General features: G+C 46.9%; 19 protein-coding genes. 6 read left to right on the top strand and 13 right to left on the bottom strand.

Annotated features, from left to right (window positions below):
• Positions 1–19 precede the first annotated feature (19 nt).
• Positions 20–1,402 carry an MFS transporter gene (locus ACM64D_RS04575; RefSeq protein ID WP_415062004.1) on the bottom strand — a complete coding sequence of 461 codons (1,383 nt, stop codon included), beginning with the start codon at positions 1,400–1,402 and terminating at the stop codon, positions 20–22.
• Between the two features lie 183 nt (positions 1,403–1,585).
• Here ACM64D_RS04575 and ACM64D_RS04570 point away from each other — a divergent pair, with 183 nt between their 5' ends.
• The gene (locus tag ACM64D_RS04570; protein WP_415062003.1) at positions 1,586–2,107 is read left to right on the top strand and encodes a Dps family protein; all 522 of its coding nucleotides are present in this window, start codon (positions 1,586–1,588) and stop codon (positions 2,105–2,107) included.
• An 11-nt stretch (positions 2,108–2,118) separates the two neighbouring features.
• Here ACM64D_RS04570 and ACM64D_RS04565 read toward each other — a convergent pair whose 3' ends face one another.
• The 3 genes from ACM64D_RS04565 to ACM64D_RS04555 all read right to left on the bottom strand — a co-directional run bounded on the left by ACM64D_RS04565 (position 2,119) and on the right by ACM64D_RS04555 (position 7,059).
• Positions 2,119–4,188 carry an AarF/ABC1/UbiB kinase family protein gene (locus ACM64D_RS04565; RefSeq protein ID WP_415062002.1) on the bottom strand — a complete coding sequence of 690 codons (2,070 nt, stop codon included), beginning with the start codon at positions 4,186–4,188 and terminating at the stop codon, positions 2,119–2,121.
• A gap of 161 nt (positions 4,189–4,349) precedes the next feature.
• Positions 4,350–6,128, bottom strand: a complete 1,779-nt coding sequence (locus tag ACM64D_RS04560; RefSeq protein WP_415062001.1) for a C1 family peptidase — start codon at positions 6,126–6,128, stop codon at positions 4,350–4,352.
• 130 nt (positions 6,129–6,258) lie between these two features.
• The gene (locus tag ACM64D_RS04555) at positions 6,259–7,059 is read right to left on the bottom strand and encodes an MOSC domain-containing protein (RefSeq protein WP_415062000.1); all 801 of its coding nucleotides are present in this window, start codon (positions 7,057–7,059) and stop codon (positions 6,259–6,261) included.
• A gap of 281 nt (positions 7,060–7,340) precedes the next feature.
• Here ACM64D_RS04555 and ACM64D_RS04550 point away from each other — a divergent pair, with 281 nt between their 5' ends.
• Both ACM64D_RS04550 and ACM64D_RS04545 read left to right on the top strand, forming a co-directional pair.
• On the top strand, positions 7,341–7,649 hold the full coding sequence (locus ACM64D_RS04550; protein WP_415061999.1) for a helix-turn-helix domain-containing protein: 309 nt from the start codon (positions 7,341–7,343) through the stop codon (positions 7,647–7,649).
• A complete protein-coding gene (locus tag ACM64D_RS04545) occupies positions 7,646–8,158 on the top strand; it encodes a hypothetical protein (RefSeq protein WP_415061998.1) in 513 nt (170 codons plus the stop codon). Before ACM64D_RS04550 ends, ACM64D_RS04545 begins: the two co-directional genes overlap by 4 nt.
• A 62-nt stretch (positions 8,159–8,220) precedes the next feature.
• Here the strand turns inward: ACM64D_RS04545 and ACM64D_RS04540 are convergent, their stop codons facing one another.
• From ACM64D_RS04540 to ACM64D_RS04525, 4 genes are read right to left on the bottom strand one after another with little or no spacing between them, the layout of a single operon-like run.
• Positions 8,221–9,192, bottom strand: a complete 972-nt coding sequence (locus ACM64D_RS04540; RefSeq protein WP_415061997.1) for a deoxyhypusine synthase family protein — start codon at positions 9,190–9,192, stop codon at positions 8,221–8,223.
• Positions 9,193–9,236: 44 nt separating this feature from the next.
• Positions 9,237–9,380 carry a hypothetical protein gene (locus ACM64D_RS04535; protein WP_415061996.1) on the bottom strand — a complete coding sequence of 48 codons (144 nt, stop codon included), beginning with the start codon at positions 9,378–9,380 and terminating at the stop codon, positions 9,237–9,239.
• Entirely contained in the window at positions 9,377–10,246 is an 870-nt protein-coding gene (locus ACM64D_RS04530) for a ThiF family adenylyltransferase (RefSeq protein ID WP_415061995.1), read from the bottom strand. Before ACM64D_RS04530 ends, ACM64D_RS04535 begins: the two co-directional genes overlap by 4 nt.
• On the bottom strand, positions 10,237–11,061 hold the full coding sequence (locus ACM64D_RS04525) for a TatD family hydrolase (protein WP_415061994.1): 825 nt from the start codon (positions 11,059–11,061) through the stop codon (positions 10,237–10,239). The genes ACM64D_RS04530 and ACM64D_RS04525 overlap by 10 nt, the downstream gene beginning before the upstream one ends.
• A 79-nt stretch (positions 11,062–11,140) precedes the next feature.
• Between ACM64D_RS04525 and ACM64D_RS04520 the strand changes: the two genes are divergently transcribed.
• Positions 11,141–12,199 (top strand): hypothetical protein, encoded by a 1,059-nt coding sequence (locus tag ACM64D_RS04520; RefSeq protein WP_415061993.1) that lies wholly within the window; start codon positions 11,141–11,143, stop codon positions 12,197–12,199.
• A gap of 189 nt (positions 12,200–12,388) precedes the next feature.
• Here the strand turns inward: ACM64D_RS04520 and ACM64D_RS04515 are convergent, their stop codons facing one another.
• A complete protein-coding gene (locus ACM64D_RS04515; RefSeq protein ID WP_415061992.1) occupies positions 12,389–13,054 on the bottom strand; it encodes a DedA family protein in 666 nt (221 codons plus the stop codon).
• Positions 13,055–13,152: 98 nt separating this feature from the next.
• On the opposite strand from ACM64D_RS04515, the gene ACM64D_RS04510 reads away from it, so the two are divergent.
• On the top strand, positions 13,153–14,004 hold the full coding sequence (locus ACM64D_RS04510) for an RluA family pseudouridine synthase (protein WP_415061991.1): 852 nt from the start codon (positions 13,153–13,155) through the stop codon (positions 14,002–14,004).
• Here ACM64D_RS04510 and ACM64D_RS04505 read toward each other — a convergent pair.
• Positions 14,001–14,921 carry a hypothetical protein gene (locus ACM64D_RS04505; RefSeq protein WP_415061990.1) on the bottom strand — a complete coding sequence of 307 codons (921 nt, stop codon included), beginning with the start codon at positions 14,919–14,921 and terminating at the stop codon, positions 14,001–14,003. The genes ACM64D_RS04510 and ACM64D_RS04505 overlap by 4 nt on opposite strands.
• 148 nt (positions 14,922–15,069) lie before the next feature.
• Between ACM64D_RS04505 and ACM64D_RS04500 the strand changes: the two genes are divergently transcribed.
• A complete protein-coding gene (locus ACM64D_RS04500; protein ID WP_415061989.1) occupies positions 15,070–16,254 on the top strand; it encodes an endonuclease/exonuclease/phosphatase family protein in 1,185 nt (394 codons plus the stop codon).
• 52 nt (positions 16,255–16,306) lie between these two features.
• Here ACM64D_RS04500 and ACM64D_RS04495 read toward each other — a convergent pair whose 3' ends face one another.
• The 3 genes from ACM64D_RS04495 to ACM64D_RS04485 form a co-directional block, all read right to left on the bottom strand.
• Entirely contained in the window at positions 16,307–17,254 is a 948-nt protein-coding gene (locus tag ACM64D_RS04495; protein WP_415061988.1) for a hypothetical protein, read from the bottom strand.
• Positions 17,255–17,337: 83 nt separating this feature from the next.
• A complete protein-coding gene (locus tag ACM64D_RS04490; protein WP_415061987.1) occupies positions 17,338–18,522 on the bottom strand; it encodes a THUMP domain-containing class I SAM-dependent RNA methyltransferase in 1,185 nt (394 codons plus the stop codon).
• A 2-nt stretch (positions 18,523–18,524) separates the two neighbouring features.
• Positions 18,525–19,583 (bottom strand): hypothetical protein, encoded by a 1,059-nt coding sequence (locus tag ACM64D_RS04485; RefSeq protein ID WP_415061986.1) that lies wholly within the window; start codon positions 19,581–19,583, stop codon positions 18,525–18,527.
• Positions 19,584–19,590 lie beyond the last annotated feature (7 nt).

The following is a 19,590-nucleotide window of genomic DNA, read 5'->3' as shown; positions in this document are numbered from 1 at the left end:
CTGTAGGCAGTATATGTCCTCACTCTTTCCCAGAATGAGACGGTGATGCATGCCAACGAACATCAAGATCCTCTTTGATATAGAGGCTGCCAATAATAAATGTCATCACCGCGACGGCAATGGGATACATCAGCCCAGCAAAGTGATTGCCCGTCGACGCCACCAAGGCAGTTCCGATAAAAGGTACCAGTCCTCCGAAGACGCCATTTCCAATATGATACGGTAAAGACATCGACGTGTAACGAATGCGCGTCGGAAATAGCTCCACCAGGAAGGCGGCGATGGGCCCATAAACCATCGTCACATAAATAACCTGAATGAAAACCAGCAGTGTTAGCATAAAGACATTGGGATTAATCGCTGTCGCATTGGGCTCCATCGGGTTCCAACCAGAATAAGCTTCCATCGCACGATAAATGGGATAATAAGTTAACGCCGCAATCAAACATCCTGCCATCATGATTCTTTTTCGTCCCATTCGATCCGACAAAGCACCGAACACCACAAAAAAGGGCGTCGCAAAAAGAAGAGCAACGGCAATGATTTGGTTCGCCAATACGAAATCCACTTTCAAAACCGTCTGCAAATAATAAAGAGCGTAGAATTGCCCGGTGTACCACACCACCCCTTGGCCAGCGGTCGCCCCTAACAAAGACAGGATCACCAAGCGTCTATTTTCAGGATTCATAAAACTATCACGCAAAGGGCTGGCGGAGGTTTTTCCTTCTGATTTCATTTGAACAAACAAAGGTGACTCTTCCATTTTTCGTCGAATCAAATAGGACACCAAAACTAGCAAGACCGAAAGAATAAAGGGAACACGCCATCCCCACACCTTAAAAGCCTCTTCCCCTAAAGAAAGACGTGTCACCAGGATCACCCCTAAGGAAACAAAGAGCCCCAAAGTCGCCGTCGTTTGAATAAAACTTGTGTAGTATCCCCGTTTCCCGTCAGGACTGTGCTCGGCCACATAGGTTGCCGCTCCTCCATATTCTCCTCCCAAAGCCAAACCCTGAAGAAGTCTTAAGACCAAAAGTAAAATAGGAGCCAAAATTCCGATCGTCTCATATCCCGGCAAAAGACCAATCGCTGTTGTCGCAAGGCCCATGATCAACAAAGTCACCATAAAGGCGTATTTTCTTCCCACAACGTCGCCGACTCGCCCAAACACCAAGGCTCCAAAAGGTCGCACGATAAATCCCGTCGCAAAGGTTGCCAAAGTCCCCAAGAGAGCTGCGGTTTCATGCCCTTTGGGAAAGAACTGAGCCGAAATTATCGTCGCCAAACTTCCGAAGATATAAAAGTCATACCACTCAATCAGAGTCCCCGCACTGGAGGCGGCAATCACCTTCCAAATATTTCGTTTTTCAGTCGTAGAAATCACAGTGCCTGCGGCTGCCATAACAACGTCCCCCTCTGCTTTGACATTATTGTTGGCAGCACTCAAGTTGGCCCACAATCAAAACTGTGAAAATTTCGAAAACTTAATTGAGACCTGCTATCTGTCAAATGTCGGGCAACATCAAGACAACTTACAAAGATCTTTTATCTTGAACAGACGCTAAACTGACTGGCGGAGGTTTGCATGGAACAGCAACAACAACATAAATCAAGAATCGCTCCCCTACGTACACCAACAGATCTTGGGGAACGAGCCACCAAAGACATCTCTGCCGCTTTAAACTTAGCCCTGGCGGATGTCTACGCTCTTTATCTTAAAACAAAAAACTTTCATTGGCACATGAGTGGTACGCACTTCCGAGATCTTCACCTTCTCCTTGATGAACAGGCCGATCAAATATTTGCCATGACCGATCCTTTGGCCGAACGAGTTCGCAAAGTTGGCGGCACGACAATTCGTTCCATCGGCCAGATCTCTCGCCTGCAAAGAATTTCAGATAACGATGCCGAATTTGTGACACCTCAGGATATGCTCTCAGAGCTTTGCCAAGACAACAGAGCCTTAACCGCTTCATTGAGAGGTGCACACGATGTCTGTGCGGAACATCGAGACATCGCAAGCACCGCGCAGATCGAAGTTTGGATTGATGAAAGCGAGCGGCGCTCTTGGTTTCTTTATGAGGCCACACGCCACTTTCATAGTTAGGTCAGATTTTGCTATTGAAAAACCATCTCACAACGCACACCGAGGATGGCTTGGGGGGACTGTTCACTTTGAAGTGCGGCTTTCAGCTCCCCCCACCCCAACTTGACAAGATCCTTATGAGAGATTTTTTCTTCAATCACCAACCGGCGATAGACTAGGGTGGGATTGCCCTTTGCCAGACTTTTCATTAATGAGGTGACGGTCATCTTACTGCCCGCATCGGCCAAGAGCTTATTGACGATCACAATTCCTCGATTCAGACTGACGAACTCATAAGGAAGCTTCAGACCACTATCCATCGCCCAAGCTGTCCACAGCTCTAAAGAAGGACTGACCTCGTGGCCCGCCCGAATTCTTGCGACTTTAGCTTGAACCAAAGATCGGAACTGAGTTTCATTGATCGTATTTTGAGATTGTTCACTGACCTTCCAATAAGCTCGCGCAATCAAATCGGCGTTCAAGAGCTCAGTCCCCGCGCCCAACACCATCACCTGACGTTGCATATTCGCAGGGATAACTCCACCCATGCCGAAATCTAAGATGTGAAGACGAATTTTAGGGTCCGTGACTTGAAGCATGAAGTTTCCTTGATGCAAATCCGAATGATAAAAACCACTGCCAAACATCACCTCATGGGCCCAGACTCTAGCCATCTCTTCAATCACACCTTTTTTCAACTGAGGCGCGATCTCGGAATACATCGCAACTTCCTTATCCAGCTTTTTCCCGATGACCATCTCTTGGACCATCAAATTTGACTTATGAGTGGATTCATAGATCTCTGGAACGTGAAACTCGATATAATTCTTGTATTCAGGCGTCTTCAGAAGAACAGTTTTTTCGTAGCGTGTTTTAGCGAATTTTTGACGTTGAATGGTGTCCTCTTGGCTTAGCTCTGCCGTGACCGTGGCCGTGATATCATCCACCACCGGCGAAAGCCTTGGTGCTCCCGTTTTACGAAACTCCGGATTGTTATCAAGGATCTGCGCCACTTCGGCCAAGATCTTTTTGTCTTCAGCGACTCGTTGGGAAATTCCGGGCTTAATAAACCGAACCACCACGTCCTTACGCTCGCCGTTGACTAGAATCTTTGCGCGATGAACCTGAGCCATGGTCCCTACACCCAAGGGCTTTTTTTCGAAATAGGTAAACTTATAGTTGCCCTTTTCTTGCTGTAGAATCTCTTCCACTTGAGTCCATGGCACGGGACGAACTGAATTTTCAAGACCTCGAAACACTTCCAACATTTCAGGAGCCAAGTTCGCTTGGCGCGCCACCACCTGCAATAGTTTTTGCAACTGAGGTCCGCTATTTTGAACCATGATCTCAAATTTCTTCATATCACTGACACGAAGATCACCGCCCAAGTAAGACGATACTATCAATTTTTTTGACTCGGGACTGAGGCGAGAGAAGTATTCACTGAACATCGTTTCCATAAAGATTCGCATCGTCGCATCTTGTTGCTGAGCAAAACTGGATTCCGCCATTTTTTCACCCACACGATCGAGTTCTTTCATGCGATCCGCAAGAAGGGTCTCACTTTCACTCAGCATCCACTTTTCTGCAATCTTCTGCCCCTGAGGATCTTGCAATAAGGCCATCACCTGGGCGCCCACCTTTTCAACAGAGACACCTTCGGTGCCCTTTTCCTTTTCAGCCATGATTTTAAGCTGTTCTTGCTGCCACTCTATATATTGATCAATTTGTTTTTGTACCCGTGAACTTTCCGCTTCAAAGATCATCATAGGATGCGGGCCTCGTTTTTCCAAAACTTCAACATCCAACGCCACACTGTGAGTATTGGGCCACTCGCCCTTAAAGAGTTTTAAAAATTGATCGAAGTTTTTCACTTTGACGGTCTGAACGTCCTGACTGAAAACCCCTTGCATATAGGATTTGGCTCTCTCAAGGATTTTCTCTTTTTTTGCTTCTTCTTCACCTTGCGCTAAAAGAGCGTAGGTCAATGCCAGACGTTGTTCAAAAGAAAGGTGCAAACCGGTGGCATCGGGGGAGGCCGCCCAGGCGAATCTGCATAACAAAATACACAGGAAGATTCCGATTTTGAACTGTCTCAACATGATACATCCTTAAAGTTTAAACTTCGTAGGAAAAAGAATGCACACATCGGACCGGAGTATGAGAAATTTTAAAGGACTTTAAGTGATTAGATTTTTGTCAGGGACGCAAGAGCGGCACTAGCTAAAGAAGGAGGCCCCTAAGCCCCCTCCCCAAAATACCTTTACCAGAGAATCGTCAAAGATGAGGACTTACCAGATTCATTCCCCTTGCTGTCGAGGGCCGTCACTTCATAGATATAACGAACCCCTTTGGAGATACTCGTATCCGTGTAGGACAACGAGGTCGTTTCCGTTAACTTCACGCCATTGCGATAAATTCTATATTTAGCCACGCCCACGTTGTCGGTGGAAGCCGACCAGCTCAAGAGAGTTCGAGCTTTGGTTGTTTTACCAACTTTATAGTAGTTCAAAGTGGCCACGAAGTTTTGCGGGACTGACGGGGCGGTAACATCCCCCGGATTGTAATTGCCAGCATTCAGAGTTCCGGTCCCCGCATCCACGAACATCGGGACGTTGTTTGCTGCGTACAGAGTATTTCCTACTTGAGGATCGACGATCTTAAATGACTTGGCTTGCAAAGCACTTCCTGCAAGGCTGTCTTTCAGTGACAGGTAGAACATTTGCGTATTCAAATCTGTTCCAACCAATGAGGAAATGTCAAAATAGAAGGTCCCTTCTTTTTCAACAGAAGCGCCATCAAAAGCCCAATCCCCACCAACATTCGCAAAAGCAAATGGCACCCAGGTGCTGGTTGGCGACAATTGAGTGTTCGCGGAGGAACCAAATTGCAATGAGATTTGACTTCTCAAGGCATGAGATAAGGTCACTTCCGCCAAGGCCTTGGGTGTCGTCGCTGTGTAGGTCGCAAAATATACACTGGTTCCTTGAGTTAAAGGAAGGCGTCCCGTCACACTCCAATTAGGCACCGTGGAGGTCGTTCTAAAGGCATCATAGGAAGCCCATGCAAAACCTTTATTGCCCCAGTTTGCCCCCCAAGAGTTGGCAATTTTAAATGCGCCCATTTCTCCGGCTTCAACCAAACCGTTGCCATTGATGTCAGTCCATACGCCATCGTCATAACCAACAATCGTCATCGCATGACCACCCAAAGTTCCGTTAAGATGGGTCACAATTTTTTCTCCGGCAAAGGGGCCACTGCCTACTGTCTTATAAACCCAACTATTAATATAGGTCCCCACCATCACAACGTGACCGTTGAGCAAAATTTGTTTTAGATTGGCCATTCCCGTGTCGGTATTCACTGCCACCGCCGCAAAGGTTGAAAGGCGTGAATTCAAAGCCCCCTTCCAATGTGTGGAATTCAAACTCCAAGCTTTGAAGTCCGAGTCATAAGGATACTCGACATTCAGCGGAGCCCCGTGCTTGTTCATCACAGCAAAAGCATCAGAAAAGCGAGCTCCGGCATCAACCCCACCGTTAATCAGATTGTAGGTCCACTTCGGAGACAACACCTTCTGACCTGCGGTCTTATTATCGCATCCTAAAGTTAAACAGATTTCATGGCTGGCCACATAATAGGTACTTGCAAAAGCCACGCAAGAGGACTGATTTCCCTGATTGGCAATGGACGGGAACGCCACCAAAGTCGAATTGTCCACCTGAGCCGGCACACCGCTTGTCGCCAGAACACCACTGTCTTGAGAGTTGGCGGCACCTCCTGATTCAGTTTCATACTCAGGAAGTCCCTCTTCTTTTTTCAGAGGAGGCAAGCCTTGCTTTTTGCGCTCTTGATTGATTCGTCCAAGCCCCATGTCATTCGGGCGTACTTTTTTTACTTTGTGCTTTTTAAGGATAGCGTCCTCTTCAGGAGTCAGATCCTTAAGACCTGTTTTTTCCTGAGCCGCGTGCGCATACGAAATATGGGAAAGAATGAGCAGAGCCGAAAAAAGAGCTCTGATTAAACTTGCGGGAGTCTTCATGTTGCTTCTCCAATAGGTTGGTGCCTTCCTATCGGAGAAAATCTATAAATCCTCAGAGAAAAGTATCGCACAGGAGTGATCCCGGATTTTCTGTAAAACTCTTAGACAAAACCCCGAGCGAAGGTCGAGGTTACTCCAGAATCTCAAGATGATCACCCTTGCGAAGGACCCCTTCATTTTCAGGAATCCATAAGGTTCCGAAAAAAACCTCATTCCCTTCACGACGATAGTTTGCCAACGTCTTTAATGGCTCGGGTCCTTCAGGTATTCCGCTTTCTTGATTAATCGTGAGCATAGTGCAACGAGAACACCGCTTTGGTTGAGAGAACACCACATCCCCCACGCGAATGCGCTTCCAGGTTTCTTCCTCATAAGCATTCTGTCCTGAATACAGGATATTCGCACGAAAGCGATCCGCCGTAACAGCCTTCGGAAGGCGTGAATTAAGTTCCTCTAAACTTTTCAGGTTTAAAAGCTGCAAAGGCCGCCCATCAGCAAATCGCACCTCCGGCTTCCATTCCATGGAGTGAGAGCGAACCCGGCGTTGCGAATACGGAGCATAACGAACCAACCGGCACGGAACCCCTAAGTATTGGGAAATCGCTTGCGAGTATAGATCTGGCTCTAGCGCCGCCTCAAAACTGTCATTCCAAATCTGCACCTTCACTTTTCGCTGAAAGGAACTATTTTTGGATATCTTAAAGAACATTTTCTGAAAGCCTATCGTCAACGACGCGGCTTCGTGAAACACCTCAATGGTCGCCACCTTAGGAACAGTTCTTTGTGAAATAAACTTTCCGCTTTCATCAACCAACATCCATTGGCGATCACCCTCGGGCCCTTCTTGGGTGATCTTCATTTCTTTGAGACTTTGAGATCGTGCGGACTTTATCGGATAAATAAATAGCTCTTCAACTTTCATGAGTCTCATGCTTTCTTTTTGTCCCCATGAAATCAAGAGTAAACTTGAATGCCGCTTGATTTTTATATTTCTCTCTCGCTATACTTTTATTCGCCATACGGCTTATAGGGCTTGTTTGTTGCCAAAACAAAATCGCGGGGCTGATTTTTACCCGAAGTCATTCAGCTCAAATCAAGACATCTCGAAATTTTCTTCTCATTCACGAGAAATGAAACCTCGTGAGCGAGAATTTTGTTTCTAAACCAAGGTTTCTTCTCAAAACTAATCTTGGTTTGGTCGAAAGGTCTTCTATGAGCCTGACAAAGAGCTTGCGCCACATTTTGGACAACAGAAAAATCACTGTCGCACAACTCTCCCGTCAAACGGGAGTCCCGGCGAAAACGATCTATCACTGGCTGTCGGGACAGCAACCTCGAAAGATCGAACATCTTTTTCGCATCTGTGACGTCCTCAATTTATCAATCGAAGAACTCTATGGTCGTTCTAAAAAAAGTCCCACAAAACCTCTGCTAAATAAGGATCTTTTGCTTGGCGAACTTCATGCCGGCGTTTATGAGGTGATTCTGCGTCCCTTAAAAAAGAAGGATGAAGAATCATGAAACACTCCAAAGAAGCCCTTCTTCTTCCAGTTTTTCTATTTCTCGGAATTTCGCTGATCCTGTGGAATCTTAAATCTCTGCCCCTTTTGCAAGAGCTCCCCTCGCGTTTCCATTTCCAACGGGATCTCATGACTTTTCGCCTCTACGCCCAAGATCTTCTGGAAAATCCCCAGATCTGCCGTCGCACTCTCCAAAACTTCTTCATCTTCTATGATGGACACCCTCAAAAACACCCTGAAATTCCTGAATTTCAAAGTTCCTTCGAGTCATTCCCTCTCACCTCGAAGAAACTCAAGATTAGGGGACTCTGGTTAGAAAAAGCTCAGTCTGAAAATACAGTTTCTAAAGTCGATAACAAGACCTATTCCGTTATGCAAACGCAACTGATCTTGGAGGTCACCAACTCTGAGGGTCACTTCTCTGGATTCGCAAAAATCCCTCTCTCCATCACCATCGGTCCTGAAAGTTCGAAGGAAATTCTGGACTGCGCCTCCGTCCCCCATCCCTAGATCAAAAAAAAGGGCCTCCCTTAAGGAGACCCTTTCATTTACGCAACCAAGATCTTACTAAATTATAGTCCTAGTACGTAGCTGAAAATCAGCGGTGCGCAGATAGTTGCATCAGACTCTACGATATAACTTGGCGTCGTTGGTGCCAATTTACCCCAAGTGATCTTTTCATTTGGAATGGCTCCAGAGTAGGACCCATAAGAAGTCGTCGAGTCAGAGATTTGACAGAAATAACTCCACAAAGCAATGTCCTCATGACCCAAATCCTGCTCAAGCATTGGAACAACACAGATTGGGAAGTCGCCAGCAATACCACCGCCGATCTGGAAAAAGCCCACAGGAGCTTTTTTAGATGCGCTCATGTACCACTCAGCCCAAGATTTCATGTACTGAATACCGCTTTTCACAGTATGGATGTTTTTCACATCACCTTTGATGCAGTGACCGGTAAAGATGTTACCCAAAGTAGAGTCTTCCCAACCAGGAACAACCATCGGAAGATTTTTTTCAGCAGCAGCCAACAACCAAGAATTTTTAGGATCAATTTGGTAGTACTGCTCAAGCTTGCCAGAAAGAAGAATTTTGTACATGAACTCGTGAGGGAAGTAAGATTCGCCCTTTTGATCCGCATCTTGCCAGTACTCAAGAACGACCTTTTCAATACGACGGATGGCTTCCTCTTCAGGGATGCAAGTGTCAGTCACACGGTTCAAGTGTCTTTCCAAAAGCTTTTGTTCATCCTGAGGAGTCAAATCACGGTAATTAGGAATGCGCTCATAGTGATTGTGCGCCACGAGGTTGAAAACGTCTTCTTCAAGGTTCGCACCTGTGCAAGAAATCGCGTGTACTTTCCCTTGGCGAATCATTTCTGCCAAAGAAAGACCCAATTCCGCTGTGGACATGGCACCTGCCAATGTCACCAACATCTGACCCTTATTTTCGATGTGTTTTTTATATCCTTTAGCCGCATCTTTCAAAGCCGCAGCATTAAAGTGACGATAGTGATGCTCAATAAACTGAGAAATAGGTCCCATTCGAATGCTCCTTAAATCAGAAGCAGGACCTTAGCATGTTTACGTTAAAACTCAAGTGGAGAATGGCCTTTGGGGGCTTTCGCGGCGTTTTTCTTCTCGCGGTACCAATGCACAAAGGTCGCTCCCACAAGAGCAAAACCCACCAGAATTATAAACGCAATCATCATAAACCAAGCAAAGACGATCATAATGACTCCTGCGCTTTTGGATTGCGAACGCTCGCATAAATTTCATTCACGATGTGAGAGGCCATCGCCAAACCAAAGGAACCTGTCACAAAGCTCGCTGTTCCGTAAATCACATTGCGGTGTTCGCAACTATGAAGATCGTTTTGACCTTGAGGACACACGCATTTAAAGCCCATGCCCTTGTCGTACTTCAACTCTTCTGGCTGCATCGGAACCTCGTCTGAAAACACACAAGGAATTCCAAACTTTTTTGTATCAGGGAAATTGTATTTCTGACGAAGAATCTTGCGAACTTGTGCCGCCATAGGGTCCACGTAGGTCTCACCTAAATCCATCAACTTGATACGAAGTGGATCCATCTTCGCCGCAGATCCCCCCGAAGTAATGACTTTGATTCCCTTTTCACGACACGTCGCCAACAAGTGCGCCTTCGCCGTTAAGTTATCAATCGCATCCACGATATAGTCGGGCTTATAAGCCAACATCATCTCAGAATTCTGTTCATTATAAAATTCAGGAATCACATTCACGGTCGCCTGAGGGTTCACCTTACGAAGACGCTCGCCCATGATTTCGGCTTTCTTTTTTCCCACCAAACCTTGCAGGGCATGCAACTGACGATTGGCGTTGGTGATGCAGACTTCATCAAAATCTACAACCGTCAATGTTCCAACCCCGGAACGAGCTAAAGATTCCGCCGCCCAGGAACCAACTCCTCCCAAACCAATCACCATAACATGCGTGCCGAAGAGCTTTTTCATCACCTCATCGCCCACCAAACGTCCCATGCGATCGAAACGACGATGCATCACGTATTCAGTTTCTTGAGGTTGCGGCAAATTGTTATCTTGAGCGGTTACGTCCATGGAGTTCCCTCACCCTGTGCGCCAAGCGCGAAAAGTCTTTTAAAATTCCCTGTAGTGATATCTAAAATTTCTAGAGGATCAAGTGATTTTAGCTCCCCTATAGTTCTTGCCACCTCCCAGATGCTTTCGGGAGGATTTAAACGCCCCTGATAGGCCGGAGGAGCCTGATCCGGGCTGTCACTTTCAATAAGAAGGTATTCCAAGGGCATTTCTTTCACGGCCTGATGCAGCTTCTGATTATCGGGTCGGCAGACCGGCCCCCCGATCGAAAGATAAAGGCCGCGACCGAGAAAATCCTGCGCCTTTTTTAAACTTCCGTTGAAAGAGTGTACCATGCCTTTTTGTGAGGGAAGCCCCCACAGGTCCATGATCCTGAGGCTTTCCTCGTGGGCCTGCACCAGATGCAAAACCAGGGGTTTGGCCGCCATGTGGGCCAACTCCAACTGCTGCTCAAAAACGCTCATTTGCCGCTCGCGAGAGTCTTTCATAATATGCGGGCGAAAATCCAATCCCGCCTCGCCCAATCCTTGAGCATCCACCAGTTGCGAGGCCAATAAATCCAACGCTTCTTCACATTGTTCGTCATCGTGATCTACCACCCAATAAGGGTGAAGACCGAAACAAAGACCGATATGCTGAGGAAAACGGCTTTTGAGCTCTCGCTGGCGTTGCCAGTCTTCGGGCCCCACTCCCCCTTGCATAAAGAAGTGAATTCCCCGCGCACGAGCCTCTTGAATAATAAGTTCCTGCTGACCCTCCCATCGAGGGTCTGCCAGGTGCCCATGTGCATCGATCCAATAGCCAAATCCAACCATAAGGCTAGGTTATACCCCTATTTCCAGGACTCGAACAAGGTTCAAGTTCCGCCGATATGTTTCAGGTGAAGGAGTCTGTATGAAGCATAAAAGCTTACGTTTGGGTTTTGATGTGACAATGGAGAAAGGTTCCACTTGGAAACCTGTGAAGGTTCAGTATTGGAATCATGAAGGCCACTATGCCAAGTTTAAACCCTCTGCGCCTTTTAAATATATGGCCGACGCACTGGCGGGATTGTCTTTGGTCAAATTGAACCATTACATCAAAAGCCCCGTCGCAACTCCCCACCTTGACTACTCGTTTGCCGTGGATGCATGGAAAGCCCTGGATCCTCACATCGAGCTTTACGAACGCTCTCACCCCCGCATTCGCGCGTTGCAGGCTCACTTGGCTGTGGTGAATCCAGAGCTTTGTGCAGAGTTTGAAAATCACTTCAATGAACACTTTGAAATGGCGATGAAACCTTGGGGCGTGGACCTGACGGCACTTTGGCCATTGTTAGACACCTTCGCCTGGTTTGAAAACAAAGTGGGCTCGCCTTTACTTTACAATTTTGGTTTGAATTTTTCTAAACCCTTCACGGAAAAGCTGCACACACTTTATTCTTTCCTTTATCACTTGCGCGGCCTGGTCGCCGTTGATCATAACGCCCATGTTGAAGATCCTTCGCACGAGGGCGTCAAAGTGGACGCGATCACCGACTACTTGCCTCGCGCAGAGTATGTGGTGAATGATGCTCTTCTTTATTGGAATTTTAAAAAATATGCTCAACCCTATTCAGGCCCTAAAACTCCTGACAGCCGAGTTGAAAAGTTGTTCGTCAATCCCTTGGAAAAAGCCTTCCATAAGTACTCTCATAACGCCTGCCATTTGGTAGACAATTTGCCGCCGAATTTTATTAATTCCTTGAACCCTGTTGAGCTTGAAGAAGCTTTCTATTTGGTACAAATGGACTGGTTGCTAGGCTCTCCGGCAGGTTTGTTATTCAAAATCCGCGAAGAAGTGTACGCCCTGCAAAGTGGCTACGAAAAAATCTTCTGGAAGGACGTGGAACCTAAATTCCACAGCAAACCCTTTGCTTTACACCTTTGCTGTGAAATCAGCGAAGACTACGTCTTTGATAACAAAGCCGCTTAAACAGAAACGACATTAAACGAGGAGACTAACCCTCTCCTCGTCCTGCAAAGCCCTTAAAGCTCCTCCCTAATCACAGATATTCGACTTCCGCAGCAGCCTCTCCCAACGGGAGGGCGTCCGCGAGGACTGTCCGAGAAGATCTGTGATTAGGGAGGAGCTTTAAGGGCTTTGAAGGAACCAGGACGAGGTTTAAGACGCTCTTTCTGCTCTTCTTGCACGAATTTTCTTAAAGATAAAATAAACCAGCAACACCGCCAAGAGAGCCAGCACGACCAGCTTGAATTGGCGCAGTTTATTTAGGATGGGCTCTCCGTAGTGAGCCAAAAGATAAATCTGTGTCGGCACACTGATAAGAGCTGCAATCCCATCAATGAGGATAAACTTCCACGCAGGATAACGAAGCATACCGCAAGCCAGATGCCCCGGGAAACGTAAGCCTGGAGTGAAACGGAAAATTCCACAAGCGTAGGCTCCGTACTTGTGAGTCCACTCCTCCACTCGTTTCATCATGTGCTCAGGGAAGAATTTATGCACGCGTGGATGATAGAGCAGTTTTCGTCCGAACACCCTACCTATCAGATATATGAGCGTATCACTCATCACAACGGCCGCAAACGCAATGGCCGACGCCGTATGCACGCTGACAACCGGAGCCCCCTCATATGGAGGCGGGAAATGCTGAGGATGCGCGCCCATGAACGCCAAAATCCCCACACTGATCAAAGTCACTTCCTCAGGCAAGGGAAAGCCCACAGCAGACAGCATCATCATTCCGATCAAGGCCGCATAAACCGTCCCCGGCTGATAAGCGAACTGTGACATCCATTGAAAGATCGGTTCGTTAGCAAAATCCAATATAGCTTTCTCCCAAGAACTTTAATATGGAGGAAACACTCCCACTTGAACACCCTTGCTACACCGTGCTATGTGTTCTTTCTGCTCAAAGGAATAGTATGCAGAGTGCCAGAGGATTTGAATACGGAGTTCGTCACATAATAAGCCCTCAGTCGGGAGCTGTTTGTGATGTTTTATTAGGCATTTTGGATCTAGATCGAACCCAGATTGAGTTTTTGCTGGATCTTGGTTCAATATATTTAAATCACCAAAGACTAAAGGAAGATTCCTCAGTTTCTGTCGGCGATTACTTGCGCGTCCATACAAAACCTCGCCGTTTCATCGGCGATGACCACCAATGGTCTTCGCGGATTGTGTTTCAGAACGAACACTTTCTGGTCGCACAAAAAATTTCCGGGCTCCCCGTTCATGCCAGCGTCGATAATCACAAAGAACATCTTCAGTCCTATCTCGCAAAAGCTGTCGGACACGAACTCTTTGTCACTCACCGTCTTGATGTGCCAACGCGAGGTCTTATTGTTTATGCCAAGACTCTGCCTTTTCAGACGGCCTTCAACAAGCTGCTTATTCAACGGGACATGAAGAAAGTCTATCGCGCGCTGGTCGAAGGACAGGAACTCAGAACGGGAGTATTAACCCATTATATGGAACCCTCTCCCCGGGCTCCGAAAATAGTTTCTCATGAAGCTCAGCCGGGCTGGCAAGAGTGTGTGCTCGAGATTCTCAATATCAACCTTTTAGACAACAACCGCAGTGAGCTTAAAATTCAATTGCACACGGGCCGAACCCATCAGATTCGTGCGCAACTGGGATACGAAAAGCATCCGATTGTTGGCGATCATGCCTATGGCGCGGAAAAAATCTATGTCGATGATAAAATTGAACTTGAGGCCTGTGAGCTGGAGTTCATCAATCCACTCACAGGGGAATCACATCATTTCCGTATCTAGAAAATAAAGGCGTTGGTCATCAACGTGTATTCGGTATTCTCAGGCTGCATCCATGTCACGTCTTTGCCTTTGTAACTGCCAAGGCTTGTGGTGTTTTGAACTCCCGCAGTGAAAGTCAAACCACGCATCACGCGCATCTCAAGTCCAAGACCTGCTCGCACTTTCGTAACATGATTCCCTTCAAGCTGTTCTGCATCTGAAGAATAGTACCAGTCTTCATCAAAACCCGCTTTGGGTTTCACAGAGAAGTACCGATTGATATCAATGACCCCCTCAACAAAATGCTCGAAAGAATATTGTTTTGTGGTCCCTCGCGGATCCTTTTTAAACGTGCCATCTTCCCATTGCGGAGTATTGGGATCGTAATAGGCCGTCTGTCTTTGCCAATAAATATCAGGTTTCACTCCGTAGGTGATCGAAGAAAAGCGGCCGATGGAGTACTCGAAATAAACCTCAAAACGAAGTTTCGTCACTAGCTTAGAGTTCTGCGAATATTCACTGGTCGGCATATAAAGCTTCACGTTCCCAGAAATATCGACATCTCCGATATAACCAAGATCATATTTCGAGTAAGCAAAGTGCACGTCCTGAAGATCCAACACGGAGCTGACCTGATCCGCATATTCATTCTGTCCCGCCGTATTGTAGATAAAGGGAACGCGCACTGAAAACTTCGTATCAGAGTCAATTTTGTAGTTAAATCCGAAGTAGCTGTAAGAGTCGACGGAGCGAGTGGAGTTAGCGGTTTTTCCGTAACTCATATTGGAAAGTGAAGCGATCGAAAACAGCGTCACATTCCAGTTTCGTCTCATCGACTCTCCTGCCGACATCACCATGCTTTCTTCACGCTCTTGAGCCAGTGCGAATGGAGCAAAACAAGACAATGCAAGAGTGAAAACCAGGGCCTTTTTAAGCATGAGAGCTCCTTAAGGAATTGAAATCCATGGAGTTATGCCATATTGCAGCACGTTACACAATATCCAAAATTTAGACAGGCCGAGTCTCAATAAAATCCTAAATATCTTTAGGCTTGAGTCCTCCACCCAATCCCCTTAAAACCAGAGCATGAAAAAAATTCTGACCTATAAGAACCTGACTCTCGCTCTTGTATTATCACTTGTTACCGGCTGCGCCATTAGCTTTAAAAAACCTCACTGGGACTTGCCACCCAAGGCCGACAATGAAGTCTCTGTGATGTCGTTCAACGTGGAAAACCTTTTCGACACTGTTCATGATGAAGATCGCAACGATTATACGTTCCTCCCACTCATGGTAAAACAGAAGACGCCAGCCTATCAAAAAGCCTGTCGGGACACCAACGACAGCGCCTACCGCGTGTCCGAGTGCATGTCCACCGATTGGAATGAACTTCAGCTCGATACCAAACTTAAAAATCTGACGTCCGTCGTTCTTGATGTTGATGGCCAAGGCCCCGATGTTCTCATGTTGATCGAAGTTGAGAATGAAAACGTTCTGAATATTTGGAATAAAAACTATCTTCAAAAGGCCCAATACCAGACCGTCGTTTTGATTGAAGGTCCCGACAAACGAGGTATTGACGTAGGTTTAATGTCTCGCTTACCTCTGGTCGGGAAGCCCACGCTTCATCCCATCCCTTGGAAGCCCGCCAATGAAAACGACAAAAAATGGATGGAACAATCCCGTGGAGTTCTCGAGGTGACTTTGAAAGCTCCGAACGGCGATCCCATCACCTTCCTCGTGGCCCACTTCCCGTCCCAAGCCAATCCGTCTTACTGGCGCAAGCAGGCGGCAGAGTTTGTCGCGCAATTAATTAAAGACAAAGGCCCCAATGCGATGGTTATAGCTGGGGGAGATCTCAATATCACACACGAAGAGGAATCCAAAGAGCACTACTTCCGCGACATTCTTGGCCAAGCGGGTGCCGTGTCTCACTTTGTCGGCTGCAAAGAGTGCCCCGGAACTCACAACTATCGCAAGTCCTGGTCCTTCTTAGATGCTCATGTCTACTCAAAAGGTCTCTTGGGAGAGGGCTCTGGCAGCTATCAGATGGAACCCAACACGATTGATGTGATTCGGTACAACGATGTTCATCTTAAAAAGGGAAAGTATCCGAAACGCTGGGACTATGACCGCATGGATGGAGTCGCTGACCACTTCCCACTTTATGTTCGTTTGAAACAACGAAGCCCGGCCAAAACTCCGGTGCTTCAAGAAGAAGCCCCCAAAGCCGAAACCAAGCCCACCCCGAAAGCCAAGAAAAAGAAATAAAAAAAGGCCGCTGACTAAGCGGCCTTTTTCATTCTCATTGAAAACAAATTAATTAGTACACTTGAAGACGACCTAGATCGACCGTCGGGCGCTGGCCACACCCTGCCAGCTTGTTTGTCCAATTCGTTCCGATTGAAATCTGTTCACCTTCAAACTTCACATCGAATTTGTTTTTAGGACCCGCACTGCCTGTCACCTTTCCGTCCAGGACATTGCAGAGACCACTCATCTTCAGATTCAGGTTTCCACCTTGAATTCCTGAGTTATAAATTTTCGCTCCTGGTCCGGGATATGTCATATCCGCCTTCACGCTCAGAATCTTCACCTCTTGAGTTGCCAAGGAAGCTTTGTCGACAGTCATGGTCAATGAAACTGTGATTTTATTCGGAATGTTTTTGCCACCTTTGGCGCCGCTGATTGTTCCATCCGTTTTGACTTCAATCATCGCAACATTTTCGTCTTTGGTGGGTTTCAAAGTAAGTTCATAGTTCTCAACCAGATTCACATAGGTTCTGTCTTTACCGACCGCATCCACGGTCGCTTTGATATTGGCACCTTTGACTAAAACAGAGTCCAAAAGACCATTCTTCAATGCATAAGACGCCAACAAGGTTTTAGCTGCTTTGACCTTCCAAGTGATGTCCCCACTTAGATACTCAAGGTTCTCTTTCGAAGAAGAGATCTTCACCTGCTGAGAACCATCGGTCGCCACTCCTTGATCCTCAAGCACATACTGGGTCTTTCTGGCCTCTGTCGTTCCCGTTGCCAATTTCACAAACTCTAAAGCTTCAATCTGTCGCTCCATCAGGAAAGACGCCAAAGCAAAATTACCCAAGCTGAACTCGCCCGATTGTTTTTGACTGCCGCGCGCGCCCCCTTTTTGAGCGTTGATCTTAAGGCGCGTGTTTTCATCCACCACCTTCACATCGCGAGGAGTACAGGCCGTCACACCCAGAAGAGAAGAAACAAAAAGAGCTGAAATAAATTTGCTTGTTTTCATGGGTCAGGAATCTATCTTGAAATCCCTGAACTTTCTAGGGGAACCCGAGGGGGTTCCCTGAATTCTAACCAATTCCTGAAAATTTACAGACGTGTCAAAATTGTGAACAGGCAGCGCAGTCCGCCATTATTGATTTTAACCTCTTTAAGAAGCTGGTAGCCCTCTGGCACCGGCACAACACGCTCTTTTTCGGGATACAAAATACCCACTTTATTTGGTTTATAGCGTCCACAAAGCACCTTGGCCAAGCCAGAAAGGCCTCCCTTAAGGGCCTCCGGAAGGCGCTCCCCGTAAGGAGGGTTGACGATCATCCAGAGAGGGCTCTCGGCGTGGACCTCGCCCTGAAGGGCGTCTTGGACCCGGTACTCTTTGACGGCGGCTTTAAAGCCGTCTTTTTGAACCAACGCCAGTTGCCTTTCCACTTCCGTGAAGTTCTTTTCGGCTGCAGGGATCATCTCCTGTTCCAGATCAAAACCCATCAATTTCTTAAATACGGTTTCCGTGGGCATTTCATAGTTGAATGCAAAACTTGGCGACAAAAACAACTTCGGAGTTTTCTTCCACTTCTGAAAAGCATAAGGCCGCGCAAACTGCCCACTTCGCAAAGCCCGGGCTTCACTTAAAAAAGTTCCCGAGCCCATCATCGGATCCAAAAGCGTGACCTGCGCCACCTCCGCCGGAGTGGCATCACTGATCATTTCGTGCAAAAGAAAAGCGGCGATGGTTTCCCGCAAAGGCGCTTCGCCTTTTAATGTCGACCAACCCCTTTTATGTAAGTGCTCCCCGGTTGAATCCAAACTGATCGTGCAAAGATCGTCTTCCATACGAATATAAATACTGGCGCAAGGCTCTGGTGACTGGGCTGCTCCAAAAATCTCTGTCAGGGCTTTTTCCGCACTTTCTTGAAGGCGCTTTTCATTGTTCAGACGGCTTTTTTGAGCGGCCACTTCCCACTCGACTTTGCCGTGACTTAAATATTCGCGCCACGGCAATGACTTAAATTTTTGATAGAACTTAGGAAGGTCGCGCGTCTTGAAAGAAGTCATTCTTAAAAGAACTCGATTGGCGGTTTTTAAAAAGAAATTCAACTGAAGAGCTGCAAAAAGATCCGTTTCAAACTCCAGTCCTCCTTGAAGAACCGCCACCTCAGGAAAAGGCAGAACGTGAGTTTTTGCATCTTTACCCAGCAAATAAGGCCACACTTCCTTCATTTCCAAAAGAGTTCTTTCTTCAAAGCCCAGAGGAGTTGAAACAAAAAAACGATTCATTCTTAAAATCTCCAATAGGCATCAAAGAGAAGATAATAACCATCCACCGGAGAGAACTTAAGAGAAGCCACATCCGTCGCATTCAAAGAAAAACTGAGATGAAACTTATCCCAAATCTTGAGATAAGTCAGATAGCCCCCCACGGCCTTCTTTTCGAAGTTATAACTGGGGCCCAATAGAACTCGATCCCAATTATCCAGAATGAACTCATACCCTGTCTGGAAAGAGCTTGTCCCTAAGGATTTAATCGCCGTGGTGTCTTCGGCATCTTCAAAGCTGAAAAGGGCCATCGATAAAAGTGTATGAGAAACCACGCTTTCGGAAGAAATCGAATCCCAGTGAATATTCAGATTCAAGGTTGAGCGTGTCTGATTGGGAATCTTCGCGAAGTTCAATCCCATCGCAAAAATATTCGAATACGACTCATAGATCAGGGCTTTGGCTCCCGCATTCATGGCCCCTAAAAAGTCGGCCGGCACGACGGTGTTCACCGTGAGCCAAGATTTCAAACCATAATTCACCTGACCAAACCACGTCACAAGATACTCATCTTCCCAAAGAGTTTGCGCCGTTTCTCCGACCGCAACCCCTTGGGTGAATAAGGGTTTGTACTTCGCTGAAATGTCTTTATTGGATTCCTTCACAATCAGATCTGTGGTTCCCTTGTAGCGCTCGTTGGTTGAGCTCAAATCAAGATGCATTAACTGGTCACCCACCTGAATGAAACTAAGACGTGATTGGCGCAAAAGTTGGCAGGTCAATTCGTAGGTGCCGTCTTGTTTGTTCTCAATCCCCGTCACCTCCAAAAAACCAATAATCCCGGCCCCCGGAGTCTGCGACTCCAAAGAGATCACCTCACCAATAAACCAATCGTTATAAGTGCTGATCGCTCTGAGAGTTTTACTGTCAATGAAACTTTCAACACGCGCCCGCGCCTCGGGACGAAAAACCCGCGTATCCACGGAGGCGGGCTCACGCAGCACCACAGGCACTTCTTCATCAACGGAAGCCAGTGCTGGAGCAGCCCATAATAGAAAGATCAAAAGCGCGTGAAAGGTCATGAACTGA

It is taken from the genome of Bdellovibrio sp., from assembly GCF_047637665.1.
Classification (GTDB): domain Bacteria; phylum Bdellovibrionota; class Bdellovibrionia; order Bdellovibrionales; family Bdellovibrionaceae; genus Bdellovibrio.
Note: the sequence above shows the minus strand (reverse complement) of the source record. Positions and strands in the feature narration are given on the sequence as shown.